We start from the raw sequence: 20023 nt of genomic DNA, 5'->3' as shown, positions 1-20023 counted from the left end.
GATTACCTAGATAGTATAGAATCATTAGCAAAAAATGGTTGTGCTGTGGACTCTAAACACATCACGGATTCGTACATGCAAAACAATAACACCAATAAAACCGTTGATTTCATTCTTGAGAATTTAAAGTAATATTAAGAAAATTCAGCGTTATCAGTAGCTAAAGAATGTTTATATTGTTCTTTCTATATACAAAATGATTTTATGTTGAATTTCAAACGGTTTTGCTGTTCCCCAATTTTCAAAGTATACATATTAATTATCTTCTTTAATCTTCAGTCGTTTGTAGTGTTTGGTCAAGTAGATTCATTAGCTACAAAATCATACGATGAGTTGACAAAAGCATATTATGAAGCTATGAGTTCGGATTTCGAATTGGCCTTAGTGTATTCGGAAGCAGCTTATGCGGTAGCGAAACAAGAAAAAAACACGCTTAACACTGCTTATGCTTTGTATAATTTGGCAGATGTAAAGTCATTTCTTTCTGATAATGTAAAAGCATTAGAACATTTAGCGACAGCAATAAATTTAGCAGAACAATTAAATAATAACATTTTATTTTATGATTTGTACAATTTAAAAGGAATCATAGCAACTGAAATGGGTAATTATGTAAAGGCACTGAAAGCCTATATGAAGTCTAAAGAATACGCAGTTATAGATGGCAATGAACTTAATAAAACAGGAGCTTCTATCAATATTGGGTTTATTAAAAAAATGAATAAAGATTACGAAGAATCAATATCAATATTTAAGGAAAACTTGGAGAAAATCAAACAGATGGATCTTGATTCTGTTACAGAAGCACATAATAAAAGATTTTTATATATCAATCTGTCTGATGCGTATTTACGAATGAAAGAATTAGGATCGGAAGATTATATAAATGAAGCTGAATATTACAATAATTTAGGGTTTGAGTCTTGTTCAAAAACTAAAAATGTAGATGCATATTATAGCTTACTTATCAACAAAGCAATCATTAATTATGAAAAAAAGCAATATGCTGAAAGTATCAAACTAGCATCAGATATAAAAGAATACGCAGTAAAAACAAAAGATACTATATCATTGGCAACCATGTATTTTTACATCGGTAAAAGCTATCATTCTCAAGAGAAACATAAAGAAGCGATTGAAAATTTAGAGAAATTCTATGAAATCATTCAAAAGTCAGAAAAAAAGTACTCTAATGAATATCAAATACATGGTTTATTGGCAGAGAGTTATGCCGTAATAGACGATGTTAAAAAATTTAGATTTCATCGCAAAGAGCACGACCGTCTGCAAAAAGAATCAGAACAAGAAAGTGTAAAAGTGATTTCTGCTATTCATACTAAGTATGATTTGCCTTTAATGAAAGATAAATTGAAAAATATTGAAGCAGCATTTAAAAAACAAGAGACACGTAAAAATTGGTTATATGGAATTTCTGGCTTTTTAGTTTTAGTGTTAATTGGTGGTTTCTTTTTTTATAAACTCAAAGTAAAACGAATTCAAAAAAGGGTAGAAGCAGTATTGCAAAAAGTAATTTATCTTGAAAATGAACAAGAAAAGCAACAAGAACAAGAAGCCAATAAAACAGCTGTAACTTCTAGTATTTCTGAAAAAGTTACAGACGAAAAGGCTTCCCTATTATTAGAAAAGTTAGCACAGTTTGAAAAACGAGAAGAATATTTATCTTTAGATTGTAGTTTGGCTTTTGTGGCTGAAAAACTAGCATCGAATACTTCGTATGTTTCTAATGTAATAAATAATTATAAGCACAAAACGTTTAAAGTGTACATTACTGAATTGCGAATCAATGCTGCACTAATTCGTTTGAAAAAAGATGAAAAGTTACGTTCTTACACTATAAAAGCAATCGCAGAAGAATTCGGTTTTAAACGACAAGAAACCTTTTCAAAAGCATTCAAAGCACAAACAGCAATTTACCCTTCACAATACCTTAAAAAACTCCGAGAAGACCTAGAAATTGATTGATAGTTCATAAACCATCAATCCTAATGTCTTTAAAACACTCAGATTTTTAGTTTCTTTACACGAATAACATTAAACTGTATTTATAATGAAGAAAAAGAATTTATCCTCCTTAGTATTGAGAAAAAACAAAGTTTCAAATCTTAATAGATTGCCAAGCCTTGTTGGTGGATCAGAAACAGTACCACCCGATGAAAATGCTCCTTCTAATGCTGTAACAGCTGTCACTATTTGTGGAACATGTCAAACATTATGTGATGTTTCAGGTTGTATTACCAATGATAAAACTAGAAGTCTAAGACCAACAGTAGGCGTAGCATGTAATGGGCTTAATACGGGAGAAGAATGCTAATAGCACACAATTAATGAACTAAAAACATATAACTTTTTTGTTCACATATTTAATATTATAAATTTATATCGCAATGAAAAAAAAGAGTTTATCATCATTAAAATTAAGAAAAAACAAAATTTCAAACCTTACTAAATTATCAAATCTCATTGGAGGAACAGATTCCATACCGCCACCAACAGACGAAAACCCTAGTACTTTAGTGACAGATTTAACATATTGTAATTCTTGTTATGAATGTATTTCGGAGAATCCAACAGATTGTCAAACTAATGACAGAACACGTAGCTTAGGAAACCCTACAGGAATGAATACAACTATAGATGGTATGTTCTCAGAAGCTGATTGCTAATATTTTTTAAATATCTGCAAAATAGCATATCGAAAACTATACTCTTACCCGTTGTGCATTTTGAATTCAAAAGTATAACGAAACGTCATTTCGAGTGATTTTGAGGTACGAAAAATCGTATCGAGAACTGTTTAGTGCAAAATATTCTATTCTCGATACAAATTTTACTCATTTTCAATCGTAAAATTCACTCGAATTGACGAAATTTTATCAAAATGCACAATAGGTTACTCTTATAAAAAAGCACGAATCATATAAACGATTCGTGCTTTTCTTTTGTGTTGTATTCTTCTCCTTTTATAGCAATTGTTCTGTTGTTTGTTATGAAGCAAATTCACTTAGTTGCAGTATTTTTATATTGAAATGCATTAATTTATAAGCGTTTCTAAAACTTTTCCTATCTTAAGACTTTAAAACCACACGCATACATGTCATATTGGGCAATAGGAATCATCATCTTTATTTTTATCTATATTCTCGCAAATATAGTTTTATACTTTTTACAAGAACGTTTTATCTTCAAAGCTGAAAAGTTACCTAGTAACTTTAAGTTTGATTATGAAAATCAACTCTTTGAAGAATATAATATAGAAATCGATTCAGGTGTAAATATCAACGGAATTCACTTTAAAGTCCGCAAACCAAAAGGCGTTGTCCTGTATTTAAAAGGAAACTCCAGAAGTATAAAAGGTTGGGGGAAGTTTGCAGTCGATTTTACCCGACACGGTTTTGACGTACTCATGGTAGATTATCGTGGCTACGGAAAAAGCACAGGGAAACGAACAGAAGCAGGCATTAAAAGAGATTTGCAATATGTGTATGATCGTTTAAAAGAACAAGTAGATGAAAAATATATAACATTATACGGACGATCGTTAGGCTCCGGATTTGCTACCAAATTGGCTTCAAGTAACAATCCGCGTTTGCTTATCTTAGATGCGCCATACTACAGCGTAAAACACATTACAAAACGTTTCTTACCAATAATGCCAATGTCGCTAATTTTGCGATTTCCTGTAAAAACGTATCGTTGGATTGAATATGTAAAATGTCCGATCAAAATTATTCATGGAACGAGCGATAAGTTAATTCCGTTCAAAACGAGTGTGAAACTCTCTAAAATCAATCCAAAATGGGCGCGATTATATCCAGTAATTGATGGTGGACACAACAATTTGCACACGTTTCCACAATACCACCGTTTCTTGGAAGAAATATTACATTCTGAATTACCAAAAGAAATAGATCCGAAAACGTCCAGTTTAAACTTTAGGAGAAAAAAAGCCTAAAATGAAGTATCTAAAACGCATTGGTATTGCGCTCATTGCCTTATATTTGATCATTATATTTATGTTACTCGCTTTTCAAGAAAAAATCATATTCCAAAGTGATACGTTGCCACAAGATCACGTATTTACATCGTCTGTACCTTTTGAAGAACTCTATTTAAAAGCTACAGATGACGCCATTATACACGGATTGCACTACAAACAAGAAAACCCGAAAGGCGTACTTTTATATTTTCACGGAAATGCTCGAACCATAGAGTATTGGGGAGAATGGGCAGAAGATTTATCTAAAAAATACAACTACGATGTCGTTATTATGGATTATCGCGGATACGGAAAAAGTCTCGGTGAACGCAGTTTTGACAATATGTTGGCGGATGCATTGCTATTTTATGATTATGCAAAAACGTTTTTTTCAGAAGAAGAAATTACCATATTTGGACGTTCGTTAGGAGGCGCATTTGCAACGCACACCGCAACAAAACGCAATGCAAAACTATTACTGTTAGAATCTACATTTACAAGCGTATATGATGTCGGAAAAAAGCGTTTTTGGTTCTTGCCTTTAAAATGGTTGTTGTCGTATCCTTTTCAAAACATACAAAACATTCAAGAAATAAAAATGCCAACCTATCTAATTCATGGTACAAAAGATGCTGTTGTTCCGTATGAACAGGGAAAAGAACTCTATAAAAAGTCGGGTAGTGGCGCTAAAAAATTCTTTACAATACAAAATGGAGAACACAATAATTTAATCAGTTATCCTGAGTATTTTAAGGCTTTAGACGAAATTCTGAACCCTTAATCTTGTTAGTTTGTTTATTTATTGGTTTGTTGATTCGTCAATTTGTCTATTTGTTTGTATCGGATAAACACCAAACACCAAACACCAAACACCAAACACCCAATCACGCCTTCTTCCTAGCCATTCGTAAATTCAAAAACTCTACCAGCAAAGAAAAAGTAATCGCGAAATACAAATATCCTTTCGGAATAGCACCAACTTCTTGTCCAAAGACTTTCAAATGCGAAATATGCGCTGCTTCCGCGATAAGCATGAATCCGATTAATATTAAAAATGACAATCCTAAAATCTGAATAGAAGGATTCTTATTCACAAATGTTCCTACGGGATTTGCAAACAACATCATAATTATAACAGAAGCTACCACAGCAATAATCATCACTATCAATGCGTCTGTCGGGTTTGGAGAAAGTCCGTTTGTCATACCAATGGCAGTCAAAATAGAATCAAACGAAAACACAATATTAATCATTGTAATTTGCACAATCGCTTTGGTTAAGGTAGTTGCGCGGTGACTTTTTACTTCACGTTCATCATGTTCACGATCCACCACTTTTTCATGAATTTCCTTAGTACTTTTATACAACAGAAAAATTCCACCCAAAAATAAAATCACAGCTTGCCAGCTAATTCCACCGGTAATCCAACTTTCGTTGATCAACCAAAAAGGCGCTTTCATTGCAACTAACCAAGAAATTCCAAATAACAACAAAATACGCATTGCCATGGCAAGCGCTAAACCAATATTAGTAGCGCGTTTGCGAAGTTTATCGGGCAACTTTCCTGCGGCAATTGAAATAAAAATTATATTATCAATTCCTAAAACAATTTCTAATAATGTCAGCGTTACAATAGCTGCCCAAACATCTGGATTTGAAAATAATTCGAACATATTACTTTAGTTTTTTAACGGTACCGCGTTTTTTTGTAGATTGATCTTCAAGCAAATTATATTCTAATAAATACGAATCTTTTGTCGTAGAAAGAATTTTCATTTGTATAGCTTTACTGTCTGAATAATCAACAGGATGCAATTTTCTACCAATAAACTCACAATCGGTTACCCAACGAATTGTAAACGTATCAATCTTATTTTCATAATAATCAATACTCAACGTGTCTGTTCGAACCGATTTCCCAGTTTTGGTTTCACCATCAATCTCATACGTAAACTCAAACGTTCCTGTTTTAAAATCCTTGCAATTTAATTCTACTTGATAACAAGAAGTTAAAAATAAGGCAATACAAATACTAAAAATGATTTTTCTCACTAGAATATAGTTTTTGAATGAATTCACTACAAAGTAACTAAAAATAAAAATTGATTACGAAAAGAAGTGATCATTTCTGATACGAATCAAAAGTGCCATCGGTATAAAAAATAACAATCTTATCAATTGCTTTTCCATTCGATGCGCTATTTGATGGAATAGTGGAAGTGAGTTTTTCTTCCAAAGGCAAAGATTTTTGAACTATAGGTTGATCAATTTTCGGTATTGCAATTGGAGTAGCGGCAACAACATTTTCAGAAGCATTCGATTTTGGAAAACTGCCTTTTCCGTTCAACAACCAGTACAATTCTACTTCGGGAAAATTGCTTAAAATCTTCATCACAAACTCCAAACTTGGCTTGTTTCTTCCCGACAAAATATGTGAAATACTAGAACGTTGCACGCCTAGTTTATCAGCAAAAGCGGAAGCAGATAAGTCGTAATATTCAATTACTTTTTTAAGTCTTTTTGTAAAATCGGAAGTGTTTATCATTGTAAACAGTTAATTTGAAATACTATCGTTTACAAATGTAAATATAATGTTCAATTTCTACAACAATAAAATGTTAAACAATAATTAGCCGCTATGTTTAACTTTAAGTAATATGGTTTAATGTATTGAAAAACAGTATTTTGTTAATTTGTTTAAAAACTTAGCATGGCAAAACCGTAATAGTGATGTTTTGTGACTTGTTAAGACAATCAATTGTTTACAATATTAAACAAAGCAGAATCAATTTTGTGTTTACAAATGTAAAATATACAATGTTTACATTTGTAACTTATAATCAAACATACTTATGCATACACATCCATTGGCGAATTGGTATCGCTCACATTTTGAAGCTACTTTACACGGTCGTTATATAACCGTAAATGATATTTCTCCGCTATTAGAAAAGTTGCCTGAAAATTATCAGCTAACACAAATTGGAACGTCTGTTTTAAATCGACCTATTCATTCCCTAACGATTGGAAATGGCACTAAAAAAATACTAATGTGGTCGCAGATGCACGGAAACGAATCAACAACTACAAAGGCTGTTTTTGATTTGATAAATTTTCTACAGACAACTTCGGAAGCCGCAGAAACAATTTTAAGTAATTGTACTTTATGCATCATTCCAATGTTAAATCCGGATGGAGCGCATGCGTATACACGCTTAAACGCGAATGAAATTGATCTAAATCGTGATGCACAAACGCTTTCGCAGCCAGAAAGTATGGTTTTAAAGACAGTTTATGATGAATTTCAACCAGATTATTGTTTCAACTTACATGGACAACGAACTATATATAGTGTAGGAGATACAAATAAATCTTCTGTAATCTCATTTTTAACGCCTTCCGAAGATGAAAACCGATCTGTCACACCAAATAGAGAGAAAAGCATGGAAATCATTGCTGAAATGAATAACATGCTGCAAAAGCTCATTCCAAATCATGTTGGACGTTATGACGACGGATTCAATATAAATTGTGTAGGAGATACGTTTCAATCACTAGGAACACCAACGGTTTTGTTTGAAGCAGGACATTTTCCGCACGATTACCAACGCGAAAACATACGAGAACTGATTTTTTACGCACTAATTGAAGCTATTCAATACATAAGTAAAACAGAAATAAAAGGAATGCTCACAGATGCATATTTTGAAATTCCAGAAAACGAAAAACAGCATTACGATATTGTTCTAAAAAATATAAAAACCGATCAAAATGAAACTTTTGATTTGGGTATCATGTATAAAGAAGTACTCGAAAATGATAAAATTCACTTTCAACCTTATATTGAGGACAAAAAAATCTTAAAAAAATCGTTCGCACACAAAACAATTGATTTTCAGGAGGCAATCGCTCAGAAGCATATATTTCAATCGTTTTCGTTGCAAAGTGACGTTATCGAATATTTAAGAAAATTCAATAAAATTGACAATTAGTTAACATATCCAATGGTGTTTTATGCATTATTATTCGATTTTTTTTGGTTTTTTTGCATTATCTTTAAAAAATAATATAAGATAATCATGGCAAAATTTAGGTTAGATGAAGTGGATCATCAGATATTAGACATGCTGATTGAGAACACTAGAATTCCATTTACGGACATCGCAAAAAAATTATTAATCTCTGCAGGAACGGTTCACGTTCGTGTCAAAAAATTAGAAGAAGCAGGAATCATAAAAGGTTCTTCATTAACATTAGACTATCAAAAACTAGGGTATTCATTTATCGCTTATGTAGGTATTTTTCTAGAAAAAACCTCACAAACTAAGTTCGTTTTAAACAGAATACACGAAATTCCATATATCACGGTAGCGCACATTACAACAGGAAAATTCAATATTTTCTGTAAAGTACGTGCAAAAAACACAAAACACGCCAAAGACATCATCTTTATGATTGATGATATTGAAGGTGTTTCACGTACAGAAACCATGATATCACTTGAAGAAAGTATCAACGATAAAAATCGTTTGATGCACTCAATCTTCAATGATTTATAGAAAAAAACGAAAAATATAGCATTCAAACCCTTGCGCTTTTTGTGTGAGGGTTTTTTTAGTGAAACTCAATTAATAGAAGTCTGAAAGACGCACTAGAAATTGCTAGTTGAACTAATCCTGATGAAAATCAGAAGCTTACACTTTATTTTATTTAGTAAAACCATTTTTAAAAATACCAATTCCATGTCTCGCAAGCCCAAACTAGAACGTTTTAAAGAAAATATATCTTCCAAATATCAAATCTACAATAGTATTTTTATGACCTTGCCTTTTGATGGAATCTCCAATACAGGTGTGTTATTGCCTTTATTCAGTGAGATTTGTGAAAAAGGGTACGAACGTGATAAAAACCCATCGCAAATAGTGCACAAGTTCTTTGAGCGTTATGTAGAGCAAGACAAAACAGAAGCAGAAAAAATCAATCTATTGTTTCGTTTCATTCAATACATTGAGCGTCAAGTTGTATTATTTGATGCCGTTGAAGATGCTGCATTCCCAATTGTAAACAATATGGACGGACGTGGAACGCTGCGAAACATCAAAGAAGAAGCGGAAGAAAAGCATAAAGTAGAAGCGCTAAAAGCGGCTTTAAAGCATTTCAAAATTCGTCCTGTATTAACGGCGCATCCAACGCAGTTTTACCCTGGACAAGTATTAGGAATCATAACCGATCTAGCGGAAGCGATAGAAAAAGATGATTTGCTAACTATTAAAAAATTATTGGCGCAACTTGGAAAAACACCTTTCTTCAAAAAAGAAAAGCCAACACCATACAATGAAGCAGTAAGCTTAATTTGGTACTTGGAGAACGTTTTTTACCATTCGGCAAGTAAAATATACAACTACATTCAGGAAAATATTTTTAAAGGAGAAGAATTAGACAATCAGGTAATTGACTTAGGTTTTTGGCCTGGTGGCGATCGTGACGGAAATCCGTTCGTGACTACCGACATCACTTTAAAAGTAGCAGAACGCTTGCGTAGCACCGTTTTACTGAACTATTACCGTGACATTCGTAAACTGAAGCGTAGAATTACCTTTGAAGGTGTAGAAACGCGTTTAGCGCATTTAGAACGCATGTTATATAACAATGTATACTTGCGAAAAGAAGATGATATGATGTCATTAGAAGCGTTTGAGGCAGAATTAAAAGCGATTAAAGCTATCATAATTGCAGATCATCAATCGTTATTTTGTGTAGAATTAAATGATTTAATCAACAAAGTAAAACTTTTTGGTTATCACTTTGCTATGTTGGATATTCGTCAAGATTCAAGAGTGCATCAAGGTGTGTTTGAGAATATTGTAGAGGTAATGCAAGATAGAGGAGAAGCATTGTTCTCAATTAATTACGCCAATTCATCTGAAGAAGAAAAAATAAAAGCACTCACACATATTGATAAAGTAGTAAAGCCTGAATATTTCGAAAATGAAATTACAAATGCTACTATTTCATCTATAGATGCCATGAAAACGATTCAAAGTCGTAATGGTGAACGTGGTGCAAATCGCTATATTATTAGTAATAATCAATCTGCATTGCACGTTATGGAAGCCTTTACCATGTTGCGTTTGTGTGATTGGAAACAACCAGATGTAGATGTTTCTCCATTGTTTGAAACGGTTCCTGATTTACAAGCAGCGCAAGCTGTGATGCGAACTTTGTATACAAATGAAGCGTATGCAGCACATTTAAAACGCAGAGGAAACAAGCAATACATAATGTTAGGTTTCTCTGATGGAACGAAAGATGGTGGTTATTTAATGGCAAATTGGAGTATTTTCAAGGCGAAAGAAGAATTAACTGCGATTTCTCGCGAATTCGGAATCACCGTTATCTTTTTTGACGGACGTGGTGGACCGCCAGCACGTGGAGGCGGAAAAACACACCAATTTTATGCGTCGTTAGGAAATACGGTAGAAGATGAAGAAATTCAATTAACGGTGCAAGGACAAACGATCAGTTCAAATTTTGGAACCTTAGAATCGTGTCAGTACAACTTAGAGCAATTGTTGAGTTCGGGAATCTCAAATGAAATATTTTCAGATGCGAAAGCAGAATTTTCAGACCAAGACAAACAAACGATGGAAATGCTGGCCTCAGTAAGTTATGATACGTATGTAGCTTTTAAGAAACATCCAAGATTCTTAACATATTTAGAACGCATGAGTACGTTAAAATACTATGCGAAAACGAATATTGGAAGCCGTCCGTCAAAACGATCGCAATCAAAAGAATTCAATTTTTCTGATTTACGCGCCATTCCTTTTGTGGGAAGCTGGAGTCAGTTAAAACAAAATGTTCCAGGTTTTTACGGCGTAGGAACTGCGTTGGAACACATGGAAAAAAACGGACAGTTTGAAGCCGTAGAAAAGCTATATGAAAATTCATCTTTCTTCCGAACATTGCTCGAAAATAGTATGATGAGCTTAACGAAGTCTTTCTTTAAGTTAACCGCGTATATGAAAGACAATGAGGAGTTTGGTGAATTTTGGAGCATTATTTTTGAAGAATTCAATCGCACTAAGCGAATGCTTTTAAAGCTAACAGGTTACGAAACCTTAATGGAGAATGAACAAGCAGGAAAAGCTTCAATTCACGCACGTGAAAAGATTGTATTACCGTTACTTACGATTCAACAATATGCATTGCGTAAAATACAAGAATTGCAAAAAGATCCAAAAGCTAATGAAGCTGAACTAAAAATTTATGAAAAAATGGTGACACGTTCCTTATTTGGAAACATTAATGCGAGTCGTAATTCGGCGTAGTTTCGGCTCCGCTCAGTTGCCGTTGTTGGATCGCTTCGCGTGTATTGTTAACTTCTTTGAAACGTCTTTGCGAGCGTTATAAAACGCGTGGCAATCTGTTTGTTAATAGCTTCACGTTTGTTTTTGAATTACTCAAAAATGTCACTTCGAGTTAATTTACAAAGCAAATTTGTATCGAGAAGCGCTATGAAGTTAGTTATGCTGCGTTTACAATATTAGACTCATATTTGCTCTTAAATCGCTAAATTGTATCATTCTAGTATAAAAAAAAGAATCAACCATTACAGTTTTATTCTATTACAGAAAAAATAGGTTCGCACAAATTTAAGCTTGTGCGAACCTTCATGTTTTTTATCCTTCACCATCATGAGAGATTGTTCCTAAAGTAGTAATAGGGACATCTTCACTGGTGTTTCCGCCATTTCCACCAAATACTTTTGCCGTAACGATTGCTGATAATTGATACTTTTTAAGTAATTCCATAATTCAATGATTTTAAGTTAATAATGATTCAAATATTAAACATTACAACGAGTTTTTCTAATGATGCATATCGCAATTCCATGAATTATAGGAATATTGATACAGATGTGAGTCCAAAAACGAACCTGCTATTTTATTGATCCGCAATTAATAGTATCTTCGACATCCAAAAAATAATCAAAAATTGTAAATCAAAAATCGCTATGATTCCATTTCCAAATACAAACGAATACAATCCGTATTTTGAACCATATATTCAAAAATTTAAAGGAGAAAATATAGTTGATGCACTTGCAAAAGGAGCAGATGAAGTAAGTGAATTAGTAACTTCGCTTACGGATGCGCAATTGAAAAGCGCGTATGCAGAAGGAAAATGGACAATTAAAGAAGTTTTGCAACACATTATGGATACAGAGCGCATATTTTGCAACAGAGCATTGCGTTTTGCGCGAAACGACAAAACCAATTTACCAGGTTTTGAGCAAGATGATTATGTTCCTTTTTCGGGTGCTAACGAGCGAAATTCTATGGAAATGCTTCGTGAATACAATGCAATCAGACAAGGAACAATTACACTTTTTCAAAGTTTTACAGACGAAATGTTGGCTAGAGTAGGCGTGGCAAGCGGTAATGAAATGTCTGTTCGTGCTTTAGCATATATTGCCGCAGGCCACGAAAAACATCATATAAACGTCATTAACGAACGCTATTTGTAAAATTACTCTTCCGAGAGATCATTCACAATATTTTCGCTAGGCGTAATTTCTTCAATATCGCCAGTCGTTTTGTCTACATTGGTCATTGTGTAATGTAATTTGCTACTCACTTTTACCAAATAAATGGTATCGTTGGTGCGTACTTCCACGGCTTCAATTGTATTGTTGTGATGATCGTCAAATAATATAATATCTCGATCTCTGTAGCCGCCAGGATAACGATCTTGTAGAAGATGAAGAATTTCTGGTGTGACTTTTTTGTAGTCAATAATAGCTTTTCTCATAGAAGTAATTTTTAAAAATTAATACTACGGTCTTAGGTAAATAAGGAGAATTGTAAGCTATGTAGCTTATACTAAAAGTACAACTATTTTTTTTGAAAAGAAAGAATTTATGTCAGCGAAATGTGTTTTTTGTGTTAAGAATTGTAAAAGTCGAACGCTTCAATAATGGTTGTGTTTGGAACAATTCTATCTAAAACAGGCGCTCCAATATCGTTTAATAAGACAAAATTGATATTTCCATGCGAGTTTTTCTTGTCGTATTTCATTAAGTCGATAATAACTTCATAATCAGCATCTTCAAACAAAACTTTACCGTACATATCTAAAATAACACGTTTAATTTCAGTTAATTTTTCAGTCGGAAAACCTTCTTGTTTATTGGAAATATAAATTGCTAATACCATTCCGACAGCAATAGCTTCTCCATGTAATAAAGCTTCTTTGGTTTCGTGTGTTAGTAAATACGATTCAATAGCATGTCCAAGCGTATGACCAAAATTTAGTATTTTTCTAAGCCCATTTTCTTTTGGATCTTCCGTGACAACAGTATTTTTGATTAGTACAGAATCGTAAATGAGTGCATCCAAATCTTCAATGGTAAAATTTGAAAGATCGATCATTTTTTTCCAATAGGCTTCATCATAAATCAATCCGTGTTTCAGCATTTCTGCCAAACCACTTCGCATTTCGTTTGCGGGTAGTGTATTTAAAAAAGAAGTATCAATAAACACCATTTCGGGAATATTAATTACGCCAATTTGGTTTTTCAATGTTCCTAAATCAACACCTGTTTTTCCTCCAACAGAAGCATCAACCATGGCTAATAGTGAAGTTGGAACGTTAATATATGAAATACCGCGTTTAAAGGTAGAAGCCACAAATCCACCAAGATCGGTAACTACGCCGCCGCCAACATTAATTAAAAGGCTTTTTCGATCTGCATTTAACTCTGAAAGTGCATTCCAAACGCCAGTACAGGTTTCTATATTCTTATGGATTTCACCTGCCGAAATTTCAATAACTTCTATAGGTGTTTCCGTTTGCAAATTGCTCATAAAATACGATAAACAATGTGCATGCGTGTGTGTGTCAACCAAAATAAAAATCTTAGAATAATTAGCATTTGCAAGATGTTCTTGAAGATTTGTGTAGCAATTAGCATTAAAATGCACGAAATAATTTGCTGCTTGGATGGAATTCATAATCTGTAAAAACTAGTATTTTGAACAAAATAAAGCCTTTTTTAAACAAAAAAATAATAATTCAATAACTATATTTGTGAAAGCAATTATTTATAAATGGAACCAATTTTTAACAATACAGAGAATGCTTTTGTTCTAAAAACCGATTCTCAGCTCGATAGAGCCTATTTTTTATTCAAATTAATCTCAAATCAGCCTTTGGTTCGTATAGGAACTGCCGTCACAAATTTTGCTATTAAGGCGCATTTGCCAGTAGAAAGTTTGATTAGAGCAACGGTTTTTGATCATTTTTGTGGAGGAACGACTGAAGAAGAATGTTTGCCTGTGGTTGATAAAATGTTTGAAAAAGGCGTTTGTAGTGTGCTTGATTATTCTGTTGAAGGAAAACAAGAAGAGGAACAGTTTGACGCAACTTTAGAAAAAATATTAAAAATTCTAAACTTCGTTAAAGAAAAGCAAGCGATTCCATTTGCAGTTTTTAAACCTACTGGTTTTGGACGCATTGATTTGTATGAAAAAGTTGGAAATGATGAAACATTGTCTGATGAAGAACAAGCAGAATGGAAGCGCATATTGAATCGTTTTGATACTGTTTGTAAAAAAGCATACGAAATGGATGTTGCTTTGTTGATTGATGGAGAAGAAAGCTGGATGCAAGATGCCGCTGATGCAATTGTGGCAGATATGATGCGAAAGTATAATAAGGAAAAAGCTATTGTTTACAATACTTTACAAATGTATCGCTGGGACCGAATGGATTATTTGAAACGACTTCATATTGATGCAAAAGCGCAAGGTTTTCATATTGGAATGAAGTTGGTACGTGGTGCTTACATGGAAAAAGAAAATAAAAAAGCGGAAGATAAAGGGGAGAAATCGCCAATATGTATTTCAAAAGAAGCGACAGATGAAAATTTTGATACCGCAGTTGCGTATATGTTAGCTAATTTGGACTGCATGGCTGTCTTTGCAGGAACGCATAATGAGGAAAGCTCGTATAAAGTAGCTGAAATTATGCAAGAAAAAGGAGTTGAAAATAATGATGCACGTGTCTGGTTTGGTCAATTATATGGAATGAGTGATCATATCAGTTTCAATTTGGCAAAAGAAGGATACAATGTTGCAAAATATTTACCTTTTGGACCTGTGAGAGATGTAATGCCCTATTTGATTAGAAGAGCAGAGGAAAATACTTCTGTAGCTGGACAAACTTCTCGTGAATTAGGTTTGCTAAAGCAAGAACGCAAACGAAGAAAGATATAGCTTTGCAAAAAGAAGTTACTTGTAAAGCCTATTTTTTAGGAAAAACCAATTCATTACGAATTAGTTTTTCATCTTAATAGTTTTGATCAAAGCGGTACTGTCGCAGTTGTGAATCGTTAATTCGATGTCTTTATTTTTTAAAGTACCTTCAATAATATACACTTTGCAGGTATCGGCATCTACTTTGGCTTTACTTCTGGAAAAATCTACATCACCATCTCTAAGAATATTTGAAATTTCGGCAGTATCAATTTCTTTATTATCAATTAATTGACGAATTTCTGGAGAAAAACGACGTTCTTTTAGTCGAATATTTTTTAAAGTTCGTGCATTTGGTAAATAGGAAAACTCACATTTTACACCACGACCTTTCACAAGAAAAGCAAACATGACCAATCCAATGGCTAATCCGCCAAAATAAAATCCAAAACGTCTTAAAAGACTACTATTCATGTACTAAAAAATTAATAAATTGATATCTCTATATGGCAAATCGAACCATTCTGCTACTGATTTGTTCGATAAAACGCCGTGGTAAAAGTACAAACCATTTTTCAATCCTTTGTCAAAACGCAGTGAATTTTCTAATCCGCCATCATCTGCAATTTTTAGTAAATATGGAGTAAATATATTACTGATTGATACAGAGGCAGTTCTGGAATATCTGGCAGGAATATTTGGTACGCAGTAATGAATAACTCCGTGTTTTTCAAAAGTTGGTTTGTCGTGCGAAGTCACTTCGCTAGTTTCAATACAACCGCCCATATCGATGCTCACATCAATAATAACAGCGCCTTTTTTCATTTTTGACACCATTGATTCTGTGACCAAAATTGGAGATCTGTTTTTTCCGCGCACGGCACCAATCAATCCATCACAGCGTTTTAAAGCTTTCAGTAGATTTTTTTGCTGCTTTTTGCATGTGTAAATTGGTCTTCATAAATTTGTTTGAATGCGACGTAATTTTGTAATAGAGTTATCAAAGACTTTGATATTTGCACCAAGTCCTAAAGCGGAACGTGCGGCGAATTCTCCAACAGTTCCAGCACCGAGAATTACGACTTCTGCAGGCGGAACTCCACTAATATTTCCAAGCATTAATCCGTTTCCACTATTGACATTTGCCATAATTTCAGAAGCGATCAACACTGAGGAAGTTCCTGCAATTTCACTTAACGATCGTACCGCTGGATACGTTCCGTCTTCATCACGGATATATTCAAAAGCAAGTGCAGTAACGCGTTTGCTTGCTAAAATTTCAAAATATTTTTTGGAACGTGTTTTTATTTGTAAAGCTGAAATTAAAATCGTTTGCGGATTCAATAATTGCAATTCGTCCAACGTTGGTGGTTCTACTTTTAAGATAATAGGGCAGGAGAATACTTTTTGTGTATCATTTGTAATTTCTGCACCAGCTTCTGTGTATTCTTTATCAGAAAAATTAGCTTCTTTTCCGGCGCAACTTTCAATTAACACGCGATGTCCGTGCGCAACAATGGCGCCAACAGCATCGGGAGTTAAGCAAACCCGTTTCTCTTGATATGAGGTTTCTTTAGGAATACCAATAAACAACTCTTTCTTATGTTTTAAGATTTCAAGTGTTTCTTCTTGTGGAAGTAATTGTTGTTTAGTGAAAGGTGATAAAGACTCAGCCATGAAGCATTACGATTGGTTAAAACATGAAGTTACAAATAAAAAAGAAGTTAAAAAACTAGTTATTATATTCTTCTAGTAATTCTTTTTCTTTTCGTTCGTATTCGGCAAGTTCGGCGTCTATTTTTGCAATATCAATTCCGTATACATGCTTATCAAATAATTTTATTCTGATAAAATATACAATTGGTATAATAATCATCATAATTGGAATTAACCAATATATTTCTAACTCGTCTATATATTTCTTGTCATCATTTAGTATGCTGAATATTTGAAAAGCATACATAGATATTGGTATTAAAATTACGTGATACCACCAATCTCTGCAAGTGAAAAACCAAAGAATTAATAGTAGTAGGGGTGTTAATTTTGATAAGAAATAATAAGCAAATAATTGAACATTTTCATAATACGGACTATCATAAGTGAAAATAAAAGTTTCCCAAGTTTTTGTTTCTGGGAAACTTTCGTATAGATAAAATATATATGGTGTAATGGCTACAAATATAGCTACAATACTACCCGTTAGAAGGTATTTTTTTGGTCCTTTTTTCGATTTTTTGTTCTGTTTCGTATGGATTGTCTTCATCAGCAATACTGTCTGGGTTACAAGATACAAATAATATTGTTGAAAAAGCGGCTAGTAAGTAAAAGTAAAATTTAGTTTTCATCTGATTAATTAGGTTATTTAGTTTAACGATGGTACAAACTTAATTGAATAACCAACTAATTATCAGAAAAATACGTATATATATTTTCTACGTACTTTTGCTAGTTTTGGGCAAAACTAGCAAAAGTCGTAGAATTTGGTATTTTTTGTATTTTTTACGTAAGTATTTTCGCGAATATACGTAATTATTTAGTTTCTATTTTATTTTTAGCTTCTTTTTCCTTTCGGTCATATTCATCTAGTTCTTTATCAATTTTCTTTAAATCTATCCCTAATACAAGTTTATCAAATAATCTTAATCGTATTAAATAAACTATAGGAGAGATTATCATCAAAATTGGAATTACCCAATAAATCTCAACTTCATCAATAAATTGAGAAGATTTATTGACTGCATTAAAGAATTGGAAAGCATACATAGCAATTGGTACTAATATGATATGATACCACCAATGTTTACATGTAACAAACCAAAATATCAATAGATATAAAGGAACTAGTTTACTTATAAATACCCAAAATGAAATGTAAACATTTGGAAATTTACCACTTTTGAAAGTGAAAATGAACTTCCATTTAGTAACATCTTGTGGTATATACTCATATAGATAATAAATAAATGGCGTTAACGCTATAAAAATTATCAGGATACTCTCTAAAATTAGTCGTTTTTTAACCGACTGTTTCGTTCGTGAGATCTCCTTTTTTAACTCCTTGTTCTGTTTCGTATGGGTTGTCTTCATCAGCAATGCTATCTGGATTACAAGATACAAATAAAATTGACGATACTGCTACTGTTAGGTAAAGGTAGAATTTAGTTTTCATTTTAATTTAGATTATTTAGTTTAACGATGGGTCAAACTTATTGAATAACCAAATGTTACCTTTAAAAAAAGCATAATATATTTTCTACGTATTTTTGTTAGTTTTACCTAAAATTAACGAAATACGTAGAAAATAGTATATTATTTATTTTATTTCAATGAACTTATTATTTTTGTGTGCTTTTTATTAAGTTTTGTTGCTCTAGTTCTCTACGTTCATATTCTGCTAGCTCTGCATTAATTTTCTTTAAATCGATTCCGTGAACTAATTTATCCATTAGTTTTATTCTGATGAGATAGACAAAAGGTATAATAACCATCATAATTGGAAGTAGCCAATATATTTCTACAACATCTAGTATTCCCGATTTGTCATTAATAGCACTGAAAAATTGAAAACCAAACATTGCTGTTGGTATTAATATTACATGATACCACCATTTGTTGCATGTCATGAACCATATCACCATTAACATTAGTGGGATAAATTTACTCATATATACCCAAAAGGCAGTTCTTAAATCTGAGTAGTTGTTATCCTCAATAGTAAATAAAAAGGTTTCCCATTTATTGGTGTCCTCTGGAGCATACTCATACAATTGAAAAATATATGGAGTAAAAGCAATTAAAATGGCAACTATTGTATTAGTTATAATAGTTCTTCTAAGAATAGTTTTGTTTTTCTTATTAGTTACCTGGGATCTTGATTTTACTTTTATCGACTCCTTCTTCTGTTTGGTATGGGTTGTCTTCGTCTGCAATGCTATCTGGGTTACAAGACACAAATGTTACTGATGCGAATACGACTGCTGCGAATAAATAATTTCTTAATTTCATTTTGTTTTAGGTTTTAGTTTTTAGTTTTACGATGCTGCAAACTTATCCACTAAAGCAATGATTTTCAGAAAATTATCATATTTTATTTTCTCCGTATTTTTATCAATTTTTCTTTTTTGTATATTATAAGAATTTTCTTAAATATAAAACAAAAGTCATTTATTTGTCAGTCTTTTAGGTTTATTTTCTGGTTATAGTTATTTATTTTCGGTAAAGCGCTCAATTTTTTAGGTGAACTGAACGTAATTTTTCATTTATTTTGTTAATTGTGACCTTTGTGATCTCTTCAGGGAGCAAATTTTCAATGCGTTCTGGCCATTCAATAAAGCACCAAGCATCACTATACAAGTAATCTTCAATGCCTATATCATAAGCTTCTTCTTCATTTTCAATTCGGTAACAGTCAAAATGGTATAAAATAGCATTTGGCGCATGATATTCATTCACAATAGAGAATGTAGGACTGCTAGTCAACTCGTTTACACCAAGTTGTTTGGCTAATACTTTTATGAGGGTAGTTTTACCAACGCCCATTTCTCCATGAAAAGCAATAATTTTATGTTTAGATGCTGCTAAAATAGCTTTGGCAATCTCATCAATTTGAGAAAGATTGTATTCCTTTTTCACTAGGTTTTTATTTTTGAGGCTTTCCTCAAATTTAGTAAAAAATCTCTAAATGCCTATAAAATCACTTGCTGAACCTTAATTTATGACACTATCTTGGCGATAAAACAGCAAACGGAATTATCATTTCTTCCAA

22 protein-coding genes and 1 pseudogene are annotated in these 20023 nt (G+C 32.8%); 10 read left to right on the top strand and 13 right to left on the bottom strand.

What is annotated here, in order from left to right:
• Nucleotides 1–204: 204 nt before the first annotated feature.
• The 5 genes from AB8B65_RS07430 to AB8B65_RS07410 all read left to right on the top strand — a co-directional run bounded on the left by AB8B65_RS07430 (nucleotide 205) and on the right by AB8B65_RS07410 (nucleotide 4778).
• Nucleotides 205–1983: a helix-turn-helix domain-containing protein gene (locus tag AB8B65_RS07430; protein WP_405300247.1), complete on the top strand. Its 1779-nt coding sequence runs from the start codon at nucleotides 205–207 to the stop codon at nucleotides 1981–1983.
• A 148-nt stretch (nucleotides 1984–2131) separates the two neighbouring features.
• Nucleotides 2132–2332, top strand: coding sequence for a hypothetical protein (locus tag AB8B65_RS07425; RefSeq protein ID WP_405300246.1), 201 nt, complete (start codon nucleotides 2132–2134; stop codon nucleotides 2330–2332).
• A 73-nt stretch (nucleotides 2333–2405) separates the two neighbouring features.
• Nucleotides 2406–2684, top strand: coding sequence for a hypothetical protein (locus AB8B65_RS07420; protein ID WP_405300245.1), 279 nt, complete (start codon nucleotides 2406–2408; stop codon nucleotides 2682–2684).
• A 428-nt stretch (nucleotides 2685–3112) separates the two neighbouring features.
• On the top strand, nucleotides 3113–3973 hold the full coding sequence (locus tag AB8B65_RS07415; protein ID WP_405300244.1) for an alpha/beta hydrolase: 861 nt from the start codon (nucleotides 3113–3115) through the stop codon (nucleotides 3971–3973).
• 1 nt (nucleotide 3974) lies between these two features.
• Nucleotides 3975–4778, top strand: a complete 804-nt coding sequence (locus AB8B65_RS07410) for an alpha/beta hydrolase (protein WP_405300243.1) — start codon at nucleotides 3975–3977, stop codon at nucleotides 4776–4778.
• Nucleotides 4779–4881: 103 nt separating this feature from the next.
• Here AB8B65_RS07410 and AB8B65_RS07405 read toward each other — a convergent pair whose 3' ends face one another.
• The 3 genes from AB8B65_RS07405 to AB8B65_RS07395 form a co-directional block, all read right to left on the bottom strand.
• Nucleotides 4882–5670 carry a TerC family protein gene (locus AB8B65_RS07405; protein WP_405300242.1) on the bottom strand — a complete coding sequence of 263 codons (789 nt, stop codon included), beginning with the start codon at nucleotides 5668–5670 and terminating at the stop codon, nucleotides 4882–4884.
• Nucleotide 5671: 1 nt separating this feature from the next.
• Entirely contained in the window at nucleotides 5672–6049 is a 378-nt protein-coding gene (locus tag AB8B65_RS07400) for a hypothetical protein (protein WP_405300241.1), read from the bottom strand.
• A 70-nt stretch (nucleotides 6050–6119) separates the two neighbouring features.
• Nucleotides 6120–6542, bottom strand: coding sequence for a helix-turn-helix domain-containing protein (locus AB8B65_RS07395; protein WP_405300240.1), 423 nt, complete (start codon nucleotides 6540–6542; stop codon nucleotides 6120–6122).
• Nucleotides 6543–6849: 307 nt separating this feature from the next.
• Between AB8B65_RS07395 and AB8B65_RS07390 the strand changes: the two genes are divergently transcribed.
• The 3 genes from AB8B65_RS07390 to AB8B65_RS07380 all read left to right on the top strand — a co-directional run bounded on the left by AB8B65_RS07390 (nucleotide 6850) and on the right by AB8B65_RS07380 (nucleotide 11328).
• Nucleotides 6850–7989: a M14 metallopeptidase family protein gene (locus AB8B65_RS07390; protein WP_405300239.1), complete on the top strand. Its 1140-nt coding sequence runs from the start codon at nucleotides 6850–6852 to the stop codon at nucleotides 7987–7989.
• A gap of 87 nt (nucleotides 7990–8076) precedes the next feature.
• Nucleotides 8077–8556, top strand: coding sequence for an Lrp/AsnC family transcriptional regulator (locus tag AB8B65_RS07385; protein ID WP_007093644.1), 480 nt, complete (start codon nucleotides 8077–8079; stop codon nucleotides 8554–8556).
• A gap of 183 nt (nucleotides 8557–8739) precedes the next feature.
• Nucleotides 8740–11328, top strand: coding sequence for a phosphoenolpyruvate carboxylase (locus AB8B65_RS07380; protein ID WP_405300248.1), 2589 nt, complete (start codon nucleotides 8740–8742; stop codon nucleotides 11326–11328).
• Between the two features lie 351 nt (nucleotides 11329–11679).
• On the opposite strand, the gene AB8B65_RS07375 is transcribed toward AB8B65_RS07380, so the two are convergent.
• Nucleotides 11680–11811 (bottom strand): hypothetical protein, encoded by a 132-nt coding sequence (locus AB8B65_RS07375; RefSeq protein ID WP_405300238.1) that lies wholly within the window; start codon nucleotides 11809–11811, stop codon nucleotides 11680–11682.
• A 203-nt stretch (nucleotides 11812–12014) separates the two neighbouring features.
• Between AB8B65_RS07375 and AB8B65_RS07370 the strand changes: the two genes are divergently transcribed.
• Nucleotides 12015–12527 (top strand): DinB family protein, encoded by a 513-nt coding sequence (locus AB8B65_RS07370; protein WP_405300237.1) that lies wholly within the window; start codon nucleotides 12015–12017, stop codon nucleotides 12525–12527.
• A 2-nt stretch (nucleotides 12528–12529) separates the two neighbouring features.
• On the opposite strand, the gene AB8B65_RS07365 is transcribed toward AB8B65_RS07370, so the two are convergent.
• Nucleotides 12530–12811 carry a hypothetical protein gene (locus AB8B65_RS07365; RefSeq protein WP_405300236.1) on the bottom strand — a complete coding sequence of 94 codons (282 nt, stop codon included), beginning with the start codon at nucleotides 12809–12811 and terminating at the stop codon, nucleotides 12530–12532.
• Between the two features lie 134 nt (nucleotides 12812–12945).
• Nucleotides 12946–14013, bottom strand: coding sequence for a 3-dehydroquinate synthase (aroB, locus tag AB8B65_RS07360; protein WP_405300234.1), 1068 nt, complete (start codon nucleotides 14011–14013; stop codon nucleotides 12946–12948).
• A gap of 96 nt (nucleotides 14014–14109) precedes the next feature.
• On the opposite strand from aroB, the gene AB8B65_RS07355 reads away from it, so the two are divergent.
• Nucleotides 14110–15276: a proline dehydrogenase family protein gene (locus tag AB8B65_RS07355; protein WP_405300232.1), complete on the top strand. Its 1167-nt coding sequence runs from the start codon at nucleotides 14110–14112 to the stop codon at nucleotides 15274–15276.
• Between the two features lie 60 nt (nucleotides 15277–15336).
• On the opposite strand, the gene AB8B65_RS07350 is transcribed toward AB8B65_RS07355, so the two are convergent.
• The 7 genes and pseudogenes from AB8B65_RS07350 to tsaE all read right to left on the bottom strand — a co-directional run bounded on the left by AB8B65_RS07350 (nucleotide 15337) and on the right by tsaE (nucleotide 19890).
• The gene (locus tag AB8B65_RS07350) at nucleotides 15337–15729 is read right to left on the bottom strand and encodes a DUF4258 domain-containing protein (protein WP_405300231.1); all 393 of its coding nucleotides are present in this window, start codon (nucleotides 15727–15729) and stop codon (nucleotides 15337–15339) included.
• A 3-nt stretch (nucleotides 15730–15732) separates the two neighbouring features.
• A pseudogene (locus AB8B65_RS07345) lies at nucleotides 15733–16932 on the bottom strand (alanine dehydrogenase).
• Between the two features lie 55 nt (nucleotides 16933–16987).
• On the bottom strand, nucleotides 16988–17521 hold the full coding sequence (locus AB8B65_RS07340; protein ID WP_405300230.1) for a hypothetical protein: 534 nt from the start codon (nucleotides 17519–17521) through the stop codon (nucleotides 16988–16990).
• A gap of 266 nt (nucleotides 17522–17787) precedes the next feature.
• Complete coding sequence (locus tag AB8B65_RS07335; RefSeq protein ID WP_405300229.1) at nucleotides 17788–18021, bottom strand: hypothetical protein; 234 nt, start codon at nucleotides 18019–18021, stop codon at nucleotides 17788–17790.
• A 253-nt stretch (nucleotides 18022–18274) separates the two neighbouring features.
• A complete protein-coding gene (locus AB8B65_RS07330) occupies nucleotides 18275–18427 on the bottom strand; it encodes a hypothetical protein (RefSeq protein ID WP_405300228.1) in 153 nt (50 codons plus the stop codon).
• A gap of 166 nt (nucleotides 18428–18593) precedes the next feature.
• Entirely contained in the window at nucleotides 18594–19187 is a 594-nt protein-coding gene (locus tag AB8B65_RS07325) for a hypothetical protein (RefSeq protein ID WP_405300227.1), read from the bottom strand.
• A 295-nt stretch (nucleotides 19188–19482) separates the two neighbouring features.
• Nucleotides 19483–19890 carry a tRNA (adenosine(37)-N6)-threonylcarbamoyltransferase complex ATPase subunit type 1 TsaE gene (tsaE, locus tag AB8B65_RS07320; RefSeq protein ID WP_405300226.1) on the bottom strand — a complete coding sequence of 136 codons (408 nt, stop codon included), beginning with the start codon at nucleotides 19888–19890 and terminating at the stop codon, nucleotides 19483–19485.
• Nucleotides 19891–20023: the final 133 nt, after the last annotated feature.

Origin of the sequence: Kordia sp., from assembly GCF_045105435.1 — a bacterium.
Taxonomy (GTDB): Bacteria; Bacteroidota; Bacteroidia; order Flavobacteriales; family Flavobacteriaceae; genus Kordia.
This window is presented reverse-complemented; position numbering and strand designations above follow the sequence as displayed.